Genomic DNA, 17666 nt, shown 5'->3' on the forward strand with positions numbered 1-17666 from the left:
CAAATGATGGAACGAACCTGTATCTGCTCGTTGAAGGTACGGGACTCAGTACGACAACAAGCCACTTCTGGCTGGATACAGACAATAACCCGGCAACCGGTTATAAGGCCAGTGGCTGGGGAGCTAACGGCGCCGAGTGGATGATTGAAAACAGCACTCTTTATGCCTACACAGGAAATGGAAGCTCGTGGAGCTGGAGCTCAGTGACGACCCTAACTTCCAAGCAGTTTGCCCGCAGCAGTTCTGCTGTTGAAGCACTTATTCCTTTATCCACGTTGAAAAAGAATGTAGGAAGCACGCTCAAACTAGGTTTTATTGATAACAACTCAGCAACAAACAGGCTGCCAGCGGCGAAACAGACGCTCCCTGCCTATGTTCTGACTGCTGTAGCTAAAGCGCCGGAAGCCGTTGCTATTACAGTAGATGGCAAGGCAGCTGATTGGAGCGGAGTGAAGTCACTTTCAACCAATATAGGAACGGCTAAGAGCTTAAAAGTAATAAATGATGGAACGAACCTGTATCTGCTCGTTGAAGGTACGGGACTCAGTACGACAACAAGCCACTTCTGGCTGGATACAGACAATAACCCGGCAACCGGTTATAAGGCCAGTGGCTGGGGAGCTAACGGCGCCGAGTGGATGGTCGAAAACAGCACTCTTTATACCTACACAGGAAATGGAAGTTCATGGAGCTGGAGCTCAGTGATGACCCTAACTTCCAAGCAGTTTGCCCGCAGCAGTTCTGCTGTTGAAGCACTTATTCCTTTATCCACGTTGAAAAAGAATGCAGCAAGCACGATCAAACTAGGCTTCATTGATAACAACTCAGCAACAAACAGGCTGCCAGCGGCGAAACAGACGCTTCCGGCCTATGTTTTAACTGCTGGTACTAAGCCGCAACCAACGGCAACGCCACAACCAACGGCAACGCCGCAACCAACGGCAACGCCGCAACCAACGGCAACGCCGCAACCAACGGCAACGCCGCAACCAACGGCAACGCCGCAACCAACGGCAACGCCGCAACCAACGGCAACGCCGCAACCAACGGCAACGCCGCAACCAACGGCAACGCCAAAACCAACAGCAACGCCACAACCAACAGCAACGCCGAAGCCGGAAGGAACTATGGTTATTTCCAATCTTACAGAGCTGGATAGCCCGTTGAACAACCCGTTTAAAGGCTGGGCGCCTTCTGCCAAATCAACATCTTATGCACAGCCTATCAAGCTTGTTTACGCAGGTGTGACCTGGAAAGATTTGGAGCCAACAAAAGGTAATTATAATTTTGAAGCCATCGAAAAAACTTATAATTTTGCTTATTGGCAAAGCAAGGGCGTAAAAGTTGTGTTCAGGCTTCTTTTGGATAATCCGACGGGGCAAGCGCATCGTGATATTCCAGACTGGCTATACAACGAAATGGTCGCTGCTGGCCAATCGCCCGGAACTGCTTATAGAGATGAGACAGGCGGTATGGGGAGCGGAAATAATACGGGCTTTTCTCCTAACTACAGTTCGCCTTCGGTAATCCAGGGGCATAAGCTGCTCCTCGACGCTATCGCAAATCGTTATTATACGAATGAACGTCCTATTGCTTTTGTACAAATCGGTTCCCTTGGACATTGGGGCGAATTCCACACTTGGCCGTATAGAGGACCAGATGGTGAAAAGAACAACTATACCGGGGAATTCCCTACAAATGAAGTCTCAAATCAGTATGTTCAGCATTATCTCGATGCCTTTGCCGGCAAAGAAGATAAAATGCAGGTCCTGATCCGGCGCAGCATTGGGCTGGCTACCAACAACAATAAAGGTATGAAGCTCGGAATGTTCAATGATGTATTTGGTGATAAGGGAAGTTTCGATGACAGCTGGGGATGGTATACAGGTACGCAAAACGGCTACTCGGATGACCTTAGTCAGAAACAGCCCGGAAACCCTAATTTTTGGGATAGCCGTATTTCTGCCGGAGAATTTTATGGTGGACAATCCGGTATGACGGTAGCTTTGACATCAGGGGCTGGCTTCGATGAGACGATGCGGCAAACCGAAATGAGCAAAATTAGCTGGCTTGGCCCGAATGCGCCTGCTTCTTTGGCTGTCGGTAATAGTTTGCAAGCGAATATGGATAAGTTAGAAAAAAGAATGGGTTATCATTTTGTTTTGAAACAAGTCAAACACTCTTCAGTTATTAATGGGAATTTATTCCCGGTTGAAGTTTCAGTTGAAAATAAAGGAGTGCAGCATTTCCCATTCAATTGGTCTGTTGAAATTCAGCTTCGCAGCGAAGGCAAAGTAGTTGCGACAAAGAAAACAAACGCTGACCTGACAACTTGGAAAACGGGAAGTTATACAATTGCTGATTCCATTCCGACATCGGGACTTCCTTCCGGAAAATACGAAATTTCAATTGCGATTATTAATCCGGAAACTGGTTTGCCTGGAGTGGACTTTGCGAATGAAGGCAAATACCCAGATGGTGCATTTAAGCTCGGCAACGTAACTAAATAACATCAAGTTAAAAACGGTTTGATTTTATCCCATACGTTTGACAGTGATGAGCTCATGAAATCATGAACTCATCACTATTTTACTGCACCCCTTAGAATAGACATTGGAACTTAACCAATGAAATTCTAGGGGGTGCATTTTTTTTAATTTCCTCTAAAATATTTTCCTTGTAAAATATTTATTCGACATAACATTTCTTTTGTATAATAATATTGATTATCAATTGTATACTATTATTATTGATGAATTTAATTATAATAATTACAAATAAATTAATTTCCATTAATATTTCATTGTGAATTAATGATATTTCATCTATTGTATTCAAGGGAATGGAAAAACCATTTCATAATACAAGGGAAAATAAGGGGGTTAAATACGACTCTAAGGATGAATTAATGAATTTGGAATTAATTAAAAGAACAAATTTCTAGGAGGGTTTTTTTGAACAGTTCAGTTAAGGCAAATAAGATGATCGTCGTTCTGTTTTTAATTATTGCCATGGTGATCTCGTTGTTTCCACCGATAGGAAGCTTATATAAAGTGGAAGCGGCTGCTGTTACGGTAGATGGCAATGCAAATGACTGGAGCGGAATAAATTCGCTTGTAACTAACACAGGAACGGCAACGAGCTTAAAAGCAACGAATGATGGAACAAACCTGTACCTCTTCGTTGAAGGCGCGGGTCTGAGCACGGTAACAGGCAGCTTCTGGCTGGATACAGACAATAATTCGGCGACCGGTTACAAGGCATCCGGCTGGGGAGCTAACGGCGTCGAGTGGATGCTCGAAAACAATACTCTATATAGCTACTCCGGAGATGGTACTTCGTGGAGCTGGGACTTGAAAGCAACTCTTGACTCCAAACAAATGTCCCGCAGCGGTTCTGCTGTGGAAGCGCTTATTCCTTTGTCCACGTTGAAAATGAACGTTGGAAGCACGCTCAAACTAGGTTATATCGACAACAGATCGGAAATAAATAGGCTGCCTGCGGCGAATGGTACGCTTCCTGCCTATGTTATGACTGGCGAAGCGACAGCTCCAGTAGTGACGGCTCCACCAGTAGCGACAATTCCAGCTCCAGTAGTCACAACTCCTGAAGCTGCAGCTCCCGGCAAAATTACTGTAGATGGCAGTGTAAATGACTGGAGCGGAGTGAAAATAGCCGCTACTAATGGGGGAGCGAACAGCCCTACCCTGAAAATAACGAATGACGAAACGAATCTGTACCTGCTTCTTAACAGCAAAAAAAATGTGAACAAAGGCACTGTATGGCTGGATACCGATAATAATCCGTCAAATGGGTTTGATGTACGCAGATGGAATTTGAAGGCTGATTGGAAAATTGAAAATGGCTCCTTGTTTAAATACGAAGGCATGACAAATAATACTCCAAAATGGACTAAAGTTACGGGGGATCATAAATTTTCCCAAGGCTCTTCTATACTGGAAGCTTCCATTCTTTTATCCGCTTTAAACAGCAAAATGGGATCAAAAGTAAAAATAGGTTATGATAACGTTGCAGAGATGGAGAGATTACCTTCGGACATTCTCCCGACTCCTTCTCATGTATTGATTACGGAAGCCGAAGCGTCCAAATCGGTTACACCAACTACGGTTACTAATGATCTTGTAGAACTGGACAGCCCTTTGAACAATCCGTTTAAAGGCTGGGCGCCTTCTGCTAAGACAACGTCCTACTCGCAGCCAGTCAAGCTTGTTTACGCAGGCGTAACCTGGAAAGAGCTTGAGCCGACAAAAGGCAATTATAATTTTGAAGCCATCGAAAAAACGAACAATTTTGCTTACTGGAAAAGCAAAGGCGTAAAAGTTGTGTTCAGGGTTATTATGGATAACCCGACGGGCCAAGCCCATCGTGATATTCCAGACTGGCTTTACAACGAAATTGTCGCTGCTGGCCAATCACCGGGAACGGCCTATAGCGATGCAACAGGCGGTATGGGAGCCGGAAACAATACGGGCTTTTCTCCTAACTACAGCGCGCCTTCGGTAATTCAGGGCCATAAGCTGCTCCTTGAAGCTATTGCAAACCGTTACTATACGAACGAACGCCCTGTTGCTTTTGTACAAATCGGTTCCCTTGGGCATTGGGGCGAATTCCACACCTGGCCTTATAATGGACCAAGTGGTGTAAAGAACTATACGGGAGTTTTCCCTACAGTTGAAGTTTCAAACCAATACGTTCAGCAGTATCTCGATGCCTTCGCTGGCAAAGAAGATAAAATACAGGTATTGATCCGCCGCAGCGTTGAGCTGGCTACGAACAATAATAAAGGCATGAAGCTCGGAATGTTTAATGATGTATTTGGTGATAAGGCTAGTTTTGATGCTGACTGGGGATGGTATACAGGAACGCAAAACGGCTATTGGGACGATCTTGGACAAAAGCAGCCTGGCAATGCTAATTTCTGGGATAGCCGCATATCCGCCGGAGAATTTTATAGCGGCGAATTCGGGATGAAGGCTTCCTTGACATCAGGCAGTGGTTTTGATGAGACATTGCGTCAAACCGAGATGAGTAAAATAAGCTGGCTCGGCCCTAACTCGCCTGCCGCATTGCCTGTTGGTAATAGTCTGCAAGCGAATATGGATACGTTAAAGAAAAAAATGGGCTATCATTTTGTCTTGAAACAAGCCAAGTATCCTTCGCTTGTTACGGGCGGCTCATTGCCAGTTAACCTCACTATCGAGAATAAAGGCATGCAGCATTTCCCGTTCAATTGGAAGCTTGAAGTTCTTGTTTACTACGGCAGGAACCTCGTTTCCAGAACGGCAACAAACGCCGATCTTACAACGTGGAAAACGGGAACCCATAAAGTCGATGTTACTCTTCCGGTAGAGCATCTTCCATCTGGAAATTCCTACGATGTTTATGTTGGAATCATGAACCCAGAAACTAATTTGCCTGGAGTGGACTTCGCCAATGAGGGCAAACACCAGAATGGCACATTTAAGCTCGGCACCGTAACTAAATAACGTCAAGTTAAACTCGGTTTGATTTTATCCCCTTCGGTAGGCAGTGAAAAGAGAGAGTTCATGATTCCATGAATTCCGCACTGTTGGCCGGAGGGGATTTTTATTTTGGCAAAAGATATCAACTTGAAAATAGACAAATCTGTTCCATAAATAGGTTAAACCTATTCCTATTGGCCAGAAATTCTCGGTGTTATGCTTTGAATAGTTCTGAAATCCACGAGGCCGAATTGTTGCTCTTCTGAATTATATTCAATTTGCTGTCCTTCTATAGAGAGGGTGTATCTTATCGTGACAATGTTTTCTGATAATGGGGTAAGCGAATCAGCCTCAGTTTCCACAGCTACTACTTCTGTGATTATTGCTGGCAACGGAGCGGGAAGAGTTTTTGAAGGAGAAGGTGTAGTTAGTGGCGGAGGTGGAAATACACGTCTGTTGATTGATTATCCCGAGCCTTATCGTAGTGACATTCTGGATTATCTCTTCAAGCCCAATTATGGGGCGGGTTATACCCATTTAAAAGTCGAGGTAGGCGGAGATGTCTTTTCCACCACTGGGACAGAGCCAACCCACGCGAGAACGAGGGAGGAGCTCGACAATCCGAATATGAATCGCGGCTATGAACTTTGGTTAATGAGCGAAGCGAAGAAGCGGAATCCGGATATTAAACTTGATATTTTGCAGTGGGGAGCCCCTGGGTGGATTAACGACTTCAGCACCAACATCGGCAATGACAACAACATCTACTATAAAAACGCCAACAGCAAGTATGCTATGTATTCTCAGGATAATGCGGATTATTTGGTGAGCTATATTAAGGGAGCCAAGAGAGTTTGGGGTTTGGATATTGACTATGTTGCAGGCAATCAAAATGAGAGTTTTGTAGGGCTTGATTTAGAGAACCCTAGTGATCCAAACAGTCCTTCTTATTTGAAGAATTACATCGTCAATATTTTGAGACCTACGCTTGATCGAAATGGATTACAGCATGTAAAAATTGTCGCTCCTGATATTGGCGGCAGAGAAAATGAACCCTATAACCCAAGATCGCCTTGGGCTTTCATTGATGAAGTTTTAGCCGATCCTGCGCTGAAAAATGCTGTATCCGTCATCGGTTATCACTATGTGAAGAGTACTTCTGCGGAAACCGCTCAAAACTCTGGTTTAACGTTATGGGAGAGCGAGGGCTGGACAGGGAGCAGCAATTGGGAAAGCGTCAACAACCAGAAGGGCGCTCTCGATTTAGCTAAGATCATGAATAACAACTATATTAATGCCAAGGTCACCAAAACAAATGTATGGCATATGATCGCGTCATCCTATCCCAATTTGTCGTTTCCGAAAACAGGTGTCATGGTAGCTGGCGAACCGTGGTCAGGTAATTACACCGTTATGCCCGGGATCTGGGCCGCCGCGCATACGAATCAATTTGCTCAGCCGGGCTGGAAATATGTTGACAGCGGGTGCGGTATCACGGCAGGAGGAACCTCTTACGTAACTTTGAAGCAGCCGGATGGCGGCGACAATTACAGTATTATTTTGGTAACGGGTAACTCTGTGGAGACGATTACATTCAAGCTGACAGGCGGTTTATGTACCGACACGGTTCACGTATGGAAATCAAATGCTGTGCAACAATTTATTCAACAGTCTGATATCACTCCATGGGATTATTCGTATTCAATTAACGTTGAGCCGGATTCGATCTATTCGTTAACAACAACGACGGGGCAGCAAAAAGGTCTATCTGATTATCCAATCCCGGCATCTCAGTCTTTCCCTAAAAATTATCATGATGATTTTGAAAGTTATGATGGAGGAGAAACGCCGAAGTATACCTCAGATGTTGAAGGTGTATTCGAGGTTTCCGAAAAGTTTGGCGGCGGTGGCAAAGCTTTGCGTCAGGTTGTTGCAGGTCCAATGAAACAGTGGGATGCTTGGATGACCCCTCGTATCCGATATGGTACACATACTCAATTGGGCGATCTTGATTGGACTGATTATGACTACAGCTCGGATGTATTAATTGAAGGTTGCGGGAAAGATATGTACGGCAATGAAACGCCTGGGACGGTATCCATTAGTGGACGCGTTGGCACAAAGCCACGTCAATGGATCAATGATACATTGATTACTGGCTACAAGCTGCAGGTGGATCAGGTTGGAGATTGGAGCTTGCGAATTGCAGACCCGTTAAAAGATTCCGATACCATCCTGGCTTCAGGAAATGTGCCTTTTTCAGCAGAAACTTGGCATCAATTAAAATTAAGCTTCAGTGGTACGAATATTAAGGGTTTTATTGACGGTCATCTTGTTGCATCACTCAACGACAGTACATATGCTTCAGGCATGGTAGGACTGGGAAGCGGCTATAATTACGCACAATATAATAGTATTTCTGTTATTAACCGCTAATCGGATATGGTCTTGCGGGATAGTTTTAGAGAGTTTGTGACAAGCAGACTCATCGGTTTTGCAGTAGGACAACGAGCCATTCTCCGTGCGGAGAATGGCTCGTTGTTCTTAAGCCTGCTGCGACATTTTCCGGTACTGTCCCGGCGTTACGTCGCTCCATTTTTTGAACGTCTTCACGAAGTAGTTATCGTTCGGAAAGCCGACGCTATATCCAATTTCGCTGATCGGCTGTCCGGTCTCTTTGAGTAGCAACTTCGCTTTTTTCACCCGCAGCTTCTGCAGATAACAGATGAAGGTTTCACCGGTTTTTTGCTTGAACAGCCGGCTTAGGTAATGCTCATCCATCGATACGAGGCGGGACATTGCCTTCAGTGTAATATTGTCCGCATAATAACGCTCCAAATAATCCAGGATGCGGTTGATCTCAGGGTGGCTTGTGCCTTGGCGGGTAGCCCCGCCGGACATGCGGCTGATCAGTCCGGTCGACCGCTCAGCAAGCCGGGAGAGCAGCTCGTTATGAGATCGTGCCGTCTCGGGATCGAAGCTGGAGAATCCGGTTGCGGCGGCTCCGGCAATATTCGTGAAAATACGATCGAGCGAGCGCGCCGTCTGCCAAACATGGGAGATTTGTACCCGGCTGTTCCGCATTTCCCGCCAGTAAGCGGACAGGGCGGCTTCAGCGTCATGAGGACGCGACTGCTCGAATGCGGCGATGATCTCTTTTTCCATACGCCATGAGTGGGATTTTTCATGATCCGCTTGATCCGCTTGTTTCACTTGTGCCAGAACACCTGAAGCCTCTGCTATTCCCTCCGTATCCTCGTACCATCGCTCATTGGCCAGTATGAGCAGCCGCGGCCACTCCTCCTGCAGGCGGGAAGGAGCAACCGAATCGCTATAAACTCCTCTCACGGAGCGGTCGGGCAAAGCCTGCGGGTTCACTGTCAGATCGGCATCGGACCAAAAGAACAGCGTTGTTACGCCTTCGGTGGAAAATGCTCCCGGCCAAATTTTCGACGAAGACGAGACCGCTCCGGAAGCGATCAGAGCTTCGGTGTTCGGCTTGGCCTCCGATTGAAGGAAAGATAACAAACATACTCGGCCGAAGGCGGCAGGAGGAACGGGTGGGGCGACTAGCAAGCTGGCCGTTTCGTCTACCGACAAGAGGGGCAAGCTTTCCCGCAGCTGCAGGTAATAACGGTCGAATGCCCCAATGAGCTCAAGCTGCTCCTGCTGTGTACTGCGCTCAATTTCCTTGCCGGTTTTGAGCAGCAGGTCTTCCATCTCGGATATGCTCATGGACAGCTTGAGCACGTAGCCGCTAGCTCCGAGCTCGAGCGCTTTCCGCGCATATTCGAATTCTCCCATGCAGGTCAGCATGACGAATCGGCAATTCACTCCTTCGCTGCGCACCTGTCTCAGCAGCTCCAGGCCGTCCATACCCGGCATCATAATGTCCGTAATGACTAGCTCGGGCTGGATTCGATGGATGAGTTCCAACGCCTCTTCGCCGTCTGAAGCTTCTCCAGCTACCGTAAAACCATGTTTTTCCCATTGAATTAACTTGCGCAGCTTACGGCGGACAAAAACTTCATCCTCCACCAAAAGAATTTTCCACATGTTTATCACCTTCTGACTGATAAGGATTGGATACGAGCAGCGGAATCGAAATGCGGGCAATTGCACCACTGCCGTTGCCGGAATCGGCTTCGGAAAGCTCGAGCTGACCTTCCTTGCGGAAAAGTAGCTGCAGTCGATGGCGTACATTGTCTAGTCCGATGCCTTTGCGGTCGTCTCTACGGGCCGTTTGTTCTGCCTGCTTCAAGCCGATTCCGTTATCTTCAATTTCGAGAATAAGCGTCTGACGCTCGGTATATCCGCGTACGAAGATCCGAGCTTCGCCGTTCAGGACGGGAAAAGCGTGTTTTAACGCATTTTCTACAAGCGGCTGGGAGATTAGCTTCGGGATGAGCGCATGCTCGATTCCTTCTTGAATATGAAATTGAACTTCCACCAAGCCGTCGAATCGGAAATTCTGAATAAAGATGTAAGCCTGGAGCAGCTCCAATTCCTGCTTGAGATAAATCAGCTCCACGTCGGAGTTGAGGCTTGTTTCTAGCAGCTTGCCAAGCGCGATACAAATTTCCGCTGTATCGCTGTCGTTTTTGTCGAGAGCGTTCCACTTGATCGTATTGAGAGTGTTCAGCAGGAAATGCGGATTCATTTGCACCATCAACATTTGGTAATGCAGCGCTTCTTTCTGCCGTTCCTCCAGCTTGAGCTTGTGAACGAGACCTTGAATATCCCCCATCATCTGGTTATATGTCTGAGCGAGCTCAAGCATCTCGCCTCTGAACAGCCGCTCTGGAACACGGGTTTGCAGTTCTTTTGAAGCGGAGCCTGCCATATTGCGCTGCAGTAAAGCGAGCGGGCGTGATACGGCATTGGATATAAGAAACGTTATTGCGATGCAAATAAGTGATAAAAGCAGCAACGTTGTTATATTTTGATATTGGATTTCCTTCATATTGCCCAAATAAGTGCTGAGCGGAAGCGAAGATACGATATACCAGTTAAAGTTATAAATCGAGCTGGCGGTTAAAATAGCGGAATGTCGCTCATCGGTCCGTTGGACGATCGGTTTTGAGCCAATATCGTCAATCATAGCCCGAACTAAGTTTACATTCATGAAGCGAAGCGACTCGGAAGAGTTAAGCGGCTGTTTGTCCTCATTGAGGAGGACATAATTCTGAAGCAGCAGCAGATCGTCGGCGATGTCGCTAAACCAGCTGGAATAGGCAAAATCTATTCGCAGATAACCGTATTGCTGATCTGCGTTGTCCGTCAATACGGCAAACAGGGAGAGTGTTTTGCCGGGCACCCAGCGATAGCTGTCCTCGGAAGGAGTCAGCCCTTCGAAGCCGGGATTTTGCAGAAAAAGCTCGTAATCCGGATTGGATGACATTCCGTCGCTGCTCTCATAGATATGGCCAAGCCGATCCGCTAGGGTAACACTTACAAAGGGAGGCAAGTCCTGAGACGGCGGCCGTTTGGAGCTCCATAACATGGAGGTTCGCAGCGACTCGTCTACGGCTGTTGGTTCCGTAAGCGCCAAATGTATCGCTGGATCTTTTTCCAGATAAATATAATAGAGAAAGAGCTTTTGAACCTGGCTAATAAACGTTGTTTTCACGACGCCCATCTGTTTAGCGGCCTTTTCACTGAATTCTTCGGAAATGGATCTCTGGCTCAACTGATAGTTGTAAAATTGGATGAGAAATACGGGCACTAAAATAAAAACAACAACGGCTGCAAATAGACGATATTTGAATTTTTCCGGAACGATTAACTTCAAGATTCTCATACTGGCCTTCCTCCAGGGCAAAGTACACTGCTGAGCAACAATCAGTATAGCATGTTCAGAAACAAAGAGGCGGGATGCCTGCGCATCTCGCCTCTTTGCCCATCTGTGCTTCTGTTACTTGGCGTAGCCAAGATCCTTCAGCTGTTGAAAACCGCTGTCCAGATACGTTTTATACTTAAACGTTGTGTTAAGCTCGTTCAGGAACTTGTCGTAGTTCTCCATCTTGTTTTTATCCAGGTAGAACTTCAGCAGTTCTTCCTGCTTGTAGCGGTCGGCATCAGCCGCGTTGTAATCTGTAGGGAGAATGATAAAGTTCGTGTAACTCTCGAGTTTTTTAAGCTGGTCGTTTTTCTCGATATAGGGAGCCTGATTCGGGAACTTGGTTATCAGGTATTCTTTTTCCGGACGGCCTGAGAACTGGTACACCCACGTGAAGGAAGCTTCGGACGCTTTATCGGTCAGTTTTACTTTGCCGTTTTCTTTCGTGAAGTGGGTGCCTTCCAAGCCGAATTGCACTAAGTTAGCTCCTTTATCCTGCGCAGTATAGTTGAACAGGTCAAGCACCTTTTGCAGCTTGGCTTCATCCTCGGCTACTTCTTTGGAAATGGCCATCCGATTACCAACCGCTGTGAGGCCCACAACGGCCATGTAGTCGGCCTTTGGTCCTTGCAGTTTGTCGATCATGACAAAATCGGCATTTGGATTTGCGCCTTTCCATTTAGCCACTTCCGCGTCCTTCATCACGCCCGTCCAATCCGAAAATATAATCCCGGCTTTGCCTTGGAAAGCTTTATCCTTGGCGCTTTCGGGTTTGTTGCTGGCGATTTCCGGATCGAGAGCGCCGCTGGCGACCATTTTTTGCAAATAGACTATTGATTCTTTCATTTCAGGTTGGGACAAACCGTGGACCATTTTGCCGTCTTTAATATAAAAACCATCAAAAGTGCCGTGCTGTACGTTGACGAAACCGGCAACATCCGTGAGCTTCCCGGTTATGCCGAACGTATCTTTTTTGCCGTTGCCGTCTGGATCCTGCTCGGTGAACGCCTTGGCAGCCTCCATCAGCTCATCCAGCGTTTGTGGAACAGGGAGTTTTAGTTTGTCCAGCCAATCTTTGCGAATCCAAAATGAGCTTAGGTTAGTCGCCTGATTCTGCGTAATGGCGTAGTATTTTCCGTTAATAGCCGCCCGGCTGAGGAAATTTTCACTTATAAAACTCTTCAGAGGAGCAAGCTTCTCCTCATACGGGTTTAATTCCAGCAGCAAATTCTTTTTTACATATTCCTCAAATACGCTTTTTTGCGCAGGATTGAATTGAATGACATCCGGCAGATCGCCGCCTGCGGCGCGGACGTTCAGTTTCTGAACAAGCTCATCTAGCGTATTGGCGAGTGTCAGATTCAGATCGATGCCCAGGTCTTTATCAATTGTTTGTTTAACGAAGTCGTCCTTGGGCAGCGACGCCGCTGATCCGGAGAGCATTACTTCAATAGACACTTTCTCGTTGGTTTTTTCTGCGGACTGCTCCGAGTTGGACTCGTTTGGAGCTCCGGAATTAGATCCAGAGCTGCAGCCGGCTATTACAGCTGCGGCGGTAAGGAGGTTAAACATGCCGAATGCTACTTTCCGTTTCTTTTTCATGGATAATGCCCCTCTCAATAGGTTGATCTATTTGGTGAAACGAAAACCCGAAGGAAATAATGTTAACCTTTCAACGCTCCAACTAACATACCCTTAGTCAAATGCTTCTGTACAAAAGGATATACGACGATAACGGGAAGGCTGGCCATCACGACGGAAGCCATCTGCAGGGTCGTTGTTGGCAGCGTAACATCGGTATTGCCGACATCTAGCTCGCTGGTGGATACGAGCAGTCTGCGGACAATCACTTGCAGCGGATTCAAGTCGTTGTCGGTAATGTAGAAGATAGCCGAGAAAAATGTATTCCAGCTTGCCACGACGCAGAATAACCCGATGGTCACCATGACCGGAATGGACAGGGGGAGGGCGATACTGGAAAGCACCTTGAATTCTCCAGCGCCATCGATGCGTGCCGATTCGAATAATTCCTCCGGCAGATTTTCGAAAAAGGTTTTGACGATAAGTACATTCCAGGTGGAAATCGCGCCAGGTATGATCATCGCCCACACCGTATTCAGCAGTCCTGTCCACTGGACGACGAGATAGGTCGGAATCAACCCGCCGCCAAACATCATCGTAAATACGATCATGAAGATGAAAAATCCGCGTCCGATAAGATGTTTACGACTTAGAGCGAATGCCAGTGGAATCGTCAAAATCAGGTTGAGCGCGGTAGACATAACGGTAACAAATATCGTGACTAAAAAGGCACGTGGAATCTCTTCCATCCCGAATAAAATTTTATAAGCTTCAAAAGTGATGCTTTTCGGAATGAGGATGAATCCGCCGTTGCGGAGTACTTCGCTGTAGGGCGTAAGTGACACCGATAACACAAACAGAAGCGGGAAGACACAGATGAAAGCTAGCAGCAGCAACAGGACATAGATGAAAATATCGAAATAGCGTTCTGAGCCGCGGCTTACCATAGATTACCGCCCCACTTTCTAGCTAGCTTGTTGGATAAATAAACCAGGATAAGACCAATGACGGATTTGAAAAGCCCGACAGCGGTGGCGAGACTGAAGTTAAGCTGCTCCAAGCCTACGCGATATACCCAAGTATCGATAATGTCCGCTACCGGATACACTTGAACATTGTACATGATATAGATTTGCTCGAAGCCGGCGTCCAGGACGGAGCCGATTTTAAGTACGAGCAACAGGATGATGACGCTGCGAATGCCGGGCAGTGTAATATGCCAGATGCGGCGCAGCCTGCCAGCCCCTTCGATGCGAGCGGCCTCGTATAATGTGGAGTCGATGCTGGACATGGCGGCCAAATACACGATGGCTCCCCAGCCGAGATCCTTCCATACGTCGGTTCCAACAAGGACGCTGCGGAAATACGACTCGGAGGAGAGGAATGGAATGGCGCTGCCGCCATTTTCCACGATTAAGCGATTGATCAGGCCGGATGTTTCCGAAAAGAAAGCGATTGCAATTCCGTAAATAATGACATACGACAGGAAGTGAGGCATGTAACTGAGCGTCTGAACGATGCGATTCAGCCACGGAATGCGGCCTTCGTGGATAAGCACAGCGACAAAGATGGCCAGAAATGTACCCCAGACGGTTTTGTAGAAGCTAATCAAAAACGTATTTGTTAACAGCTGGTTGAAATAGGGTGATTCAAAGAAAAACTGAAAATGTTTGTACCAAGGATCGGCCCATGGACTTTTGACAATGCCGGACAAAATATCGTAATCCTTGAAGGCGATTAACACGCCGTACATCGGGACGTATTTGTATACGACATAATAGATAATTCCGGGCAAAAGCATCAAGTACAAGGAGCGCATGCTCCATAGGTTTTTCCATAAGGAAGTGGTCTTTTTCCCAGGCTGTATGCCGGTTCGACTTGCCTTTGGTGCGGATGGAAGGGCCATGAACGTTGTCACCTCTTTCTCTTTGTTGCGGTCAGCTTGCCGTAATCAAAGCATAACATCGAGAATTCGGCGCTAATAGGAACGGATTTATCGCATTAATAGAACAAATTTGTCTTTTGTAGTGCCATTGACAGTTGAATAAATATGGAATATTATGCAATCATGAAACCGATTACATTAGTGGTCCATCCGAAAACTGTAAGTGGGTTTTTGTTGTTTAAACGACAAAGTGAAACCGATTACATTATTTGTTGGGGCTAGACCATGAAAGGGGAGTGTGAGCGAAACAAGCCGTTAGCGAAACTAACCGTCAGCGAAGTCAACGTTCGATGAATCGCTTGAACTCGATACAAAAACAAGAGGAGGAATAGAGTAATGAAACGAACCGGAGTAAGAATGTTCAGCGCAGTGACAGCCGGCGCCATCTTGTGGACAGGATTGGGAGTTGTGCAGGACAACCGGGCTTATGCTGCGGAATATACTGCAGTTGTGAATCCCTCGGCCCAAAACCAGACATGGGAAGGCTGGGGCACCTCACTCGCCTGGTGGGCCAATCGCGTAGGCGGCGATGTGTACTCTAGAGACGAGTATGCTGATCTTTTGTTCAGTGACGAGGGGCTCGATCTCAATATCGTTCGTTATAATATCGGAGGCGGCGAGAACCCGGACCCCGCTTCAATAGGACTCCAAACACCGATGGACCTGCGCGCGCAAATTCCAGGATATAAAGCTTCCGCGAATGCGTCCTATGATTGGACCCAGGACGCCAACCAGCGCTGGGTTTTGGATGCGGCCAAATCCCGAATCGACCAGAATGAATTCATTGCCGAGGCATTCGCTAACTCCCCACCGTGGTGGATGACGAAGAGCGGAAGCGTCACGGGCAACAAAAACGGAACGGAAAACTTGAAGGAGGATATGTACGACGATTTTGCGGACTACTTAACGACGGTCGTCAAGCAGTTCCGTGACAATTGGGGGACGGACTTCCGGACGTTATCGGCGTTTAATGAGCCGAGCGCAGGATACTGGTATTTCGACAATCGCCAGGAAGGCAATCGGATGTTGCCGCCTAACCAGCAGATTATGATTGGGGAACTGTACGATGAATTGGCCGCAAAGGGATTGGCCACCGGCATCAGCGCACCGGAGGAGACGAATATTGACGTTGCTCGCGATACGATTAACAGCTATTCTCAGGCGACCAAAGACAAGGTTGTGCAGTTTAATACTCACTCCTATGAGGGAAGCGATCGCACTGGGCTGAATGCCGCCGCTGGCGGCAAACGAATTTGGAACTCCGAGCATGGCGACGGTGTTTGGGACGGCTTGACGATGTCTAGAAATATTTTGAAGGATATCAAGGAAATGAAAAGCAGTGCTTGGGTCAACTGGCAGGTTGTCGAGAATACGGGCAACGGTTGGGGCGCGATCGGCACTCAGTTGAACGATCCAAACGCAGATTTGGGCACTTATACGATTAATAAGAAATATCACATGCTCGCTCAATGGAGCAAATTCATTCGTCCTGGCTACCAGATTATCGATATTATCGATGATAATTCAGTAGCGGCGTACGACAATGAAGGCGGTAAGCTTGTTATTGTAACGATGAATAGCAACGATGCCGCCAATACGATTATGTATGATCTGTCGCAATTCACGAATGTGTCCGGCTCTCTGACCGGCTATCGCACAACGACCAGCAGCGAGAACCTCGCGCCAATTACGGGTCTGAGCCTGTCGGGCAAAAGCTTCACAAGCACCGTCCCGGCCAAGTCGGTCAGCACATTTGTCGTTACGGGCGTAACGGGCATCGAAACGCCTCCTGTTGATCCGACACCCGGACTGCAAACACTCATGACCGATAACTTTGAAGACGGCGACGCTCAGGGCTGGACAGCCGGTAGCGGAAGCTGGTCGGTTGTTGCCGACGGCACCAATGTGTACAAACAATCAGCTAATACGGCTAACGAGGCGGTTGCGACAAGGGGAGATGCGGCATGGACGAACTACGACATGCTCGCAGACGTTAATCTCAAGTCGACCTCTAACACGGCGGCGACGGGAATTCTGGGGCGCTACAAGGACAACAACAATTACTACTATTTGCGCTTGAATTCGGGTGAGAGCAAGCTACAACTGCTCAAAAAGGTGAATGGGACGTTCACTTTACTTGCTAATTTGCCGCAAACGGTATCCCTTAATACGACGTACAAGCTGAGGCTGTCTATGAACGGCAGCACTATCAAGGGGTATCTTAACGGAGAAGAGAAAATTTCGGTGACGGACGTTAGCTTGACGGCTGGAAAAGCCGGCATCCGGACCTACAGCCAAGTGGCAACGATTGACGGAGTAAGAGTAGCCGGTGTACCGATAGTTATCGTCGTTGACAATGGAGATCCAGGCTTCTCGACGACAGGTGCTTGGACAGCGAGCACGTATGATCAAGGTTACCAAGGCACAAACTATTTGCATGACGGCGCGGAAGCGGCTAATGCTGATAAATGGGCTGTGTGGACGCCGAACATTGCCGAAGCCGGTACTTATAAGGTTTATATGAAATGGACCGCAACATCCAACCGTCCAACGGCAGCGCCGCTGGAAATCAAATACGGTGGAGTGCTGGATTCGTCTAAAACGGTCAATCAGACCGTAAACGGCGGCCAGTGGGTTGAGCTTGGAACTTATGTCCTAACGGCTTCCTCCACGGCCAATTCCGTGAAGCTGCTAGCTTCGGCTTACGGGTATACGATTGCTGATGCTGTGCGCTTTGTGAAAATCTAATTTATGGGCCTGCGTGCGACAACGTCCGTCAAGGGCGGCCGGAACGCATGATTTGACAAAAAACCTTGTT

Annotated in this window: 9 protein-coding genes; 4 read left to right on the forward strand and 5 right to left on the reverse strand. The window is 47.5% G+C overall.

Going from position 1 to position 17666, the window contains the following annotated elements; genetic code table 11:
* Positions 1-140 precede the first annotated feature (140 nt).
* From CGZ75_RS21105 to CGZ75_RS21115, 3 genes are all read left to right on the forward strand, one after another.
* Positions 141-2510 carry a DUF4832 domain-containing protein gene (locus CGZ75_RS21105; protein ID WP_245851064.1) on the forward strand — a complete coding sequence of 790 codons (2370 nt, stop codon included), beginning with the start codon at positions 141-143 and terminating at the stop codon, positions 2508-2510.
* 444 nt (positions 2511-2954) lie between these two features.
* Entirely contained in the window at positions 2955-5507 is a 2553-nt protein-coding gene (locus CGZ75_RS21110; RefSeq protein WP_245851026.1) for a DUF4832 domain-containing protein, read from the forward strand.
* Positions 5508-5801: 294 nt separating this feature from the next.
* Entirely contained in the window at positions 5802-7919 is a 2118-nt protein-coding gene (locus CGZ75_RS21115; protein WP_245851065.1) for a hypothetical protein, read from the forward strand.
* 108 nt (positions 7920-8027) lie between these two features.
* Here CGZ75_RS21115 and CGZ75_RS21120 read toward each other — a convergent pair whose 3' ends face one another.
* The 5 genes from CGZ75_RS21120 to CGZ75_RS21140 form a co-directional block, all read right to left on the reverse strand.
* Positions 8028-9539: a response regulator transcription factor gene (locus CGZ75_RS21120; protein WP_089526244.1), complete on the reverse strand. Its 1512-nt coding sequence runs from the start codon at positions 9537-9539 to the stop codon at positions 8028-8030.
* Positions 9511-11283, reverse strand: a complete 1773-nt coding sequence (locus CGZ75_RS21125; protein ID WP_089526245.1) for a sensor histidine kinase — start codon at positions 11281-11283, stop codon at positions 9511-9513. The genes CGZ75_RS21120 and CGZ75_RS21125 overlap by 29 nt, the downstream gene beginning before the upstream one ends.
* A 114-nt stretch (positions 11284-11397) precedes the next feature.
* Positions 11398-12924, reverse strand: a complete 1527-nt coding sequence (locus CGZ75_RS21130; RefSeq protein WP_089526246.1) for a type 2 periplasmic-binding domain-containing protein — start codon at positions 12922-12924, stop codon at positions 11398-11400.
* A gap of 62 nt (positions 12925-12986) precedes the next feature.
* Positions 12987-13850, reverse strand: coding sequence for a carbohydrate ABC transporter permease (locus CGZ75_RS21135; protein ID WP_089526247.1), 864 nt, complete (start codon positions 13848-13850; stop codon positions 12987-12989).
* Positions 13844-14809: an ABC transporter permease gene (locus CGZ75_RS21140; protein ID WP_089526248.1), complete on the reverse strand. Its 966-nt coding sequence runs from the start codon at positions 14807-14809 to the stop codon at positions 13844-13846. The genes CGZ75_RS21135 and CGZ75_RS21140 overlap by 7 nt, the downstream gene beginning before the upstream one ends.
* A 375-nt stretch (positions 14810-15184) precedes the next feature.
* Here CGZ75_RS21140 and CGZ75_RS21145 point away from each other — a divergent pair, with 375 nt between their 5' ends.
* A complete protein-coding gene (locus CGZ75_RS21145; RefSeq protein ID WP_089526249.1) occupies positions 15185-17596 on the forward strand; it encodes a golvesin C-terminal-like domain-containing protein in 2412 nt (803 codons plus the stop codon).
* The last annotated feature ends 70 nt before the right edge of the window (positions 17597-17666 follow it).

It is taken from the genome of Paenibacillus herberti (assembly GCF_002233675.1).
GTDB lineage: Bacteria > Bacillota > Bacilli > Paenibacillales > Paenibacillaceae > Paenibacillus_O > Paenibacillus_O herberti.

Coding starts and splice junctions, on each gene's coding strand:
- CGZ75_RS21105 (WP_245851064.1), top strand. CDS start 141: ATGATTGAAAACAGCACTCTTTATGCCTACACAGGAAATGGAAGCTCG.
- CGZ75_RS21115 (WP_245851065.1), top strand. CDS start 5,802: ATGTTTTCTGATAATGGGGTAAGCGAATCAGCCTCAGTTTCCACAGCT.
- CGZ75_RS21120 (WP_089526244.1), bottom strand. CDS start 9,539: ATGTGGAAAATTCTTTTGGTGGAGGATGAAGTTTTTGTCCGCCGTAAG.
- CGZ75_RS21125 (WP_089526245.1), bottom strand. CDS start 11,283: ATGAGAATCTTGAAGTTAATCGTTCCGGAAAAATTCAAATATCGTCTA.
- CGZ75_RS21130 (WP_089526246.1), bottom strand. CDS start 12,924: ATGAAAAAGAAACGGAAAGTAGCATTCGGCATGTTTAACCTCCTTACC.
- CGZ75_RS21135 (WP_089526247.1), bottom strand. CDS start 13,850: ATGGTAAGCCGCGGCTCAGAACGCTATTTCGATATTTTCATCTATGTC.
- CGZ75_RS21140 (WP_089526248.1), bottom strand. CDS start 14,809: ATGGCCCTTCCATCCGCACCAAAGGCAAGTCGAACCGGCATACAGCCT.
- CGZ75_RS21145 (WP_089526249.1), top strand. CDS start 15,185: ATGAAACGAACCGGAGTAAGAATGTTCAGCGCAGTGACAGCCGGCGCC.